This is a genomic window from Kitasatospora sp. NPDC004240 (assembly GCF_053603215.1).
In genome coordinates, this window is the sequence record NZ_JBSGFD010000367.1 from 1 (window position 1) to 4,276 (window position 4,276).

The following is a 4,276-nucleotide window of genomic DNA, read 5'->3' on the forward strand; positions in this document are numbered from 1 at the left end:
GCCGCGGTGGGCAGCGGCGGCGGGACACGCCCGGGCCCGCCGCGGGGGCGGGCCCGGGGGCCCGGTCATGCGATGGTGACGTCCACCTCCATCTGGTCGGCGCCCGGGCTCCCGGCGACGTCGATCGTGACGCCGGTCCAGGTGCCGTCCGGCAGGTTGAGCGGGGGTACGGTGTCCCGGCCGATCGACCGGTTGCCGAGCGCGGGGTAGAGGTCGTCGGAGTCGCCGCGGTTGCCGGTGCCGAAGATCTTCGAGAGGTCCCGCTTGCCGTCGGCCTGGAGCAGTTCGATGGCCAGGTGGTGCTCGTCGTTGACGTTGTCGATGGTCTCGTCGACCACGTACACCGAGATGCCCTCGTCGGGGAGGAAGGCGTCCTGGCCGCGCCGGCGGCGGTACTCGACGATCAGGTACTGGGTGTCCTTCATGTGCGTGCCGCTCTGCACGAACAGCACCTCGCCGCCCTCGGCGACGGGCCGCAGCTGGATGCCCTTGGTGGTGCCGGTGACGGCCCGGGGGGTGATCCAGTCGTGGAACATCCGCAGCATCCCGTTGGGGAAGGTCGGCGTCAGCCCGCCGTTGCCCCACGAACCGCCCGCCATCAGGCAGTAGTTGCCGAGCCCGTTGGAGCGGGTCTCGCGCAGCGAGCCGGTGTCGTAGTAGTCGGCCCAGCGGCCGGCCAGGTGGCCCCACTCATGGGCGCAGACGCCGACCGCGCAGTCCTCCGGGACGGTGAGGAAGGTCCGCACCAGCAGGTTCGGGCCGACCTGGACGCCGCTGCCGGGGGTGTTCCACTTGAGGCTCCAGACGTCGTCCGGCGACAGGGTCTGCTCGGCGCCGGCGCCCGCGTGGACGATGAACAGCGCGGTGACGACGCCCTCGTGCAGCACGTCGTAGTCGGTGAAGTCGATGCCCTCGGCGAGGGCCGCCTGCACCGCGTCCCGGGCCATGCCCTGGGCGTTGCGGGGCGGGGTCTGGCCGAGGCCGGAGCTGCCGTCGGTGTAGAAGGAGAGCGGCTGCGGCATCCGGAACCAGCCGTGCACCCGGCCCCGGACGTCGATGCCGTGGGCGTCCGGCGCGGTCGGGTCGTACCCGCTGACCTGGCGGAAGTAGTCGCGCATGCTGCCGGTCGGGAAGGTGTTCTCGCTGAACAGCATCTGCTCGTAGTGGCCGGTCGTGTGGTCGGGCAGGTGCGGGCGGTCGGGGAAGTCGACCAGCAGCACCAGGGTGTTGACGACGCCCTTGAGCTGCCTGGTGGGGCGGGAGATGAGCTGGGCCCCGTTGCTCGGTCCGGGGCGGACGGCCCCGTCGTCGATGCCGATGACGTTCTCGCCGCGCCGCTTGGCGCGCCAGATGAAGTAGAACTGCTCGAAGGTCGTGCCGGCCGGCAGCCGACGGCTGTTCAGGAGGTCCTGGTAGCGGGCCTGGAGCTGGGCGAGGGCCTGCGGTGACAGCGGCACCTGGCAGGCGGGCCCGTGGTGGGGGTCGATCGGGCGGTGATCCGGTGCGGTTAAGGTGTGACGCATGGTGACTGCTCCCCTGGGGCCGGTCCGCCGGGGAGCTGACCCCGCGCGAACCGCGGTCACCGGAATCCGGGCGGGCACGCCCGAGGGCGTCGCACGTCGAGGGGCGGGGGCGCCGAAGGGCGGTCGGGTCTGACCGGAGCCGGTTGCGATTGGGGTGATATGCGGTTGTCTGTCCCCATTCTGACGCCCCGGACGGGAGGAGCACCAGACCCGTCGGACCCTCGGCGCGAACGGATTCCGTCCGCTGGCGCCGTGTCACCACCCGCCGTCGCCGCGCCGCCACGGCCCGTCGTCGCGTCAGTCGCGCCGGCCCTCCGCCGCCGCGGCCGCCGCAGCCGTGAAGGAGGCCGCGAGCTGCGGTGATCCCGCCCAGTGCAGGTGCAGGTACGAAGCGTGAACGTTCCCCTCGGCGAACCCCTCGGTGCGCGGCCCGGTGGGCAGCCGCCAGCCCCAGGCCGGCCGCTCACCCGCCCCGGGCTCGCAGACCGTCCGGTGGAACTCGTGTCCGCGCAGCCGGGTGCCCGTCGGGGCGAGCGGGGAGTCGTGCAGCGCCACCGCCTCGCGGTACCCGAGGGTCAGCCGCTCGGTCATCCGGGCCGCGGTGTCCAGCACCCCGCACATCGGCAGGCCGTCCAACTCCCGCCCCAGGTAGAGCAGTCCGGCGCACTCGGCGGCGATCGGCGCCCCGCCGGCGGCCAGGGCGGCGATCGCGGCGCGCAGCCGCCCGTTCGCGCTGAGTTCCCGGACGTACAGCTCGGGGAAGCCGCCGCCGATCACCAGGCCCGCGGTGCCCGCGGGCAGCTCCGTGGCGTGCAGCGGGTCGAACGGCACCACCTCGGCGCCGGCCGCCGTCAGCAGCTCGGCGTTCTCCGCGTACGAGAAGGAGAACGCGGCGCCCCCGGCCAGCGCGATCCTCGGCCGTACGGCGCCGGCGGCCGCGCCCGGCGCGTCCGGCCCGGCCACCGGGGCGACCTCGGCGGCCGGGTCCCACGGGACGGCGTCCAGCGGGGGAGCGGTGGCGGCCAGGGCCAGCACCGCGTCCAGGTCCACCGAGGCGGCCACCAGGTCGCCCATGTCCCGCACCGCCCGCAGGGCCTCCTCGGAGCGTTCCACGGCCGGGATCAGGCCCAGGTGGCGCGAGGGCGTGGCGACCGCCGCGGACCGCCGCACCGCGCCCAGCACGGGCACCCCCGAACCCTCCTCCAGGGCCTCCCGCAGCAGCTGCTCGTGCCGGTCGGAGGCGACCCGGTTGAGGATCACCCCGGCCAGCCGCACCTGCGGGTCCCAGGAGGCGAAGCCGTGCACCAGCGCGGCCACCGAGCGGGACTGCGAGGAGGCGTCCACGACCAGCACCACGGGGGCGGACAGCAGCTTGGCGACATGCGCCGTGGAGGCCAGCTCGCCCCGCCCGGAGGCGCCGTCGAACAGCCCCATGACCCCCTCGACCACCGCCACGTCCGCCCCGGCCGCGCCGTGCAGGAACAGCGGCGCGACCCGCTCCGGGCCGCACATGAAGGCGTCCAGGTTGCGGCCCGGACGCCCGGCGGCCAGGGCGTGGTAGCCCGGGTCGATGTAGTCCGGGCCGACCTTGTGCGGGGAGACCGCCAGGCCGCGGGCGGCCAGCGCCGCGATCAGGCCGGTGGCGACGGTGGTCTTGCCGGAGCCGGAGGACGGCGCGGCGATGACGAGACGGGGGATGCTGTTCACGGGGCTGCTCGCTCGGAGGATCGCCGGCTCGGGGGCGCCGGCTCGGCGGGGGTGACCGGGTCGGGGGTGACCGGGCCGGAGGGGTGTCCGGGCCCGGGAGTGACCGGGCCGGAGGGGTGTCCGGGCCTGGGAGTGTCCGGGCCGGGAGGGGTGACCGGGCCCGGGGTGTCACCCGGTCAGCGGGTCACCACTCGATGCCGCGCTGGCCCTTGCGGCCGGCGTCCATCGGGTGCTTGACCTTGGTCATCTCGGTGACCAGGTCGGCGAAGCCGGTCAGCGCCTCGGGCGCGTAACGACCGGTGATCACCACGTGCTGGCTGCCCGGACGGTCCTTCAGCACCGCGAGGACCTCCTCGACGTCGATCCACCCCCAGTGCATCGGGTAGGTGAACTCGTCCAGCACGTAGAAGCGGTAGCTCTCGGCGGCCAGGTCGCGCTTGACCTGCTCCCAGCCCTCCTTGGCGGCCTCCTCGCTGGACTCGATGTCACGCTGGACCCACGACCAGCCCTCGCCCATCTTGTGCCAGGCGACCGTGCCGCCCTCGCCGGAGGCGCCGAGCACCTTCAGCGCGTTCTCCTCGCCCACCTTCCACTTGGCGGACTTGACGAACTGGAACACCCCGATCGGCCAGCCCTGGTTCCAGGCCCGCAGCGCCATCCCGAAGGCGGCGGTGGACTTGCCCTTGCCGGGCCCGGTGTGCACGGCGGTGATCGGCAGCGTACGGCGCTGGCGGGTGGTCAGGCCGTCGTCGGGAACGTTCTCGGGGACACCCTTGGGCATGGTGGTCAGGCCGCCTTTCGTACGGAGGAGTGACGTGCGGTCGGATCGTCGGCGCGGCGGGTGTCGCGGACCAGCGCGGCCACGCCCTCGGCGCGCAGCTCGTCCAGGGTGACGGCGGTGGCGCCGAGGTCGGCCGCCAGCCGGTGGGCGAGGCCGAGCCGCACCGGGCCGGACTCGCAGTCCAGCACCACGGCGGGATCGAGCGCGCTGCCGTAGGAATGAGGGCAGGTGGAGCGCTTGCGGCCGGGGAGCGTGCCGTGTTTGG

3 protein-coding genes and 1 pseudogene are annotated in these 4,276 nt (G+C 74.2%); all 4 read right to left on the bottom strand.

Annotated features, from left to right (window positions below; translation table 11 throughout):
- Positions 1-65: 65 nt before the first annotated feature.
- On the bottom strand, positions 66-1,523 hold the full coding sequence (locus ACWEQL_RS41290) for a M6 family metalloprotease domain-containing protein (RefSeq protein WP_452156598.1): 1,458 nt from the start codon (positions 1,521-1,523) through the stop codon (positions 66-68).
- A gap of 297 nt (positions 1,524-1,820) precedes the next feature.
- The gene (locus ACWEQL_RS41295; protein WP_452156600.1) at positions 1,821-3,230 is read right to left on the bottom strand and encodes a cobyrinate a,c-diamide synthase; all 1,410 of its coding nucleotides are present in this window, start codon (positions 3,228-3,230) and stop codon (positions 1,821-1,823) included.
- A 184-nt stretch (positions 3,231-3,414) separates the two neighbouring features.
- Positions 3,415-4,011, bottom strand: a complete 597-nt coding sequence (cobO, locus tag ACWEQL_RS41300) for a cob(I)yrinic acid a,c-diamide adenosyltransferase (protein ID WP_452156602.1) — start codon at positions 4,009-4,011, stop codon at positions 3,415-3,417.
- Positions 4,012-4,016: 5 nt separating this feature from the next.
- Positions 4,017-4,276 (bottom strand): annotated as a pseudogene (locus ACWEQL_RS41305) (magnesium chelatase); the annotation flags it as partial.

Coding starts and splice junctions, on each gene's coding strand:
- cobO (WP_452156602.1), bottom strand. CDS start 4,011: ATGCCCAAGGGTGTCCCCGAGAACGTTCCCGACGACGGCCTGACCACC.
- ACWEQL_RS41290 (WP_452156598.1), bottom strand. CDS start 1,523: ATGCGTCACACCTTAACCGCACCGGATCACCGCCCGATCGACCCCCAC.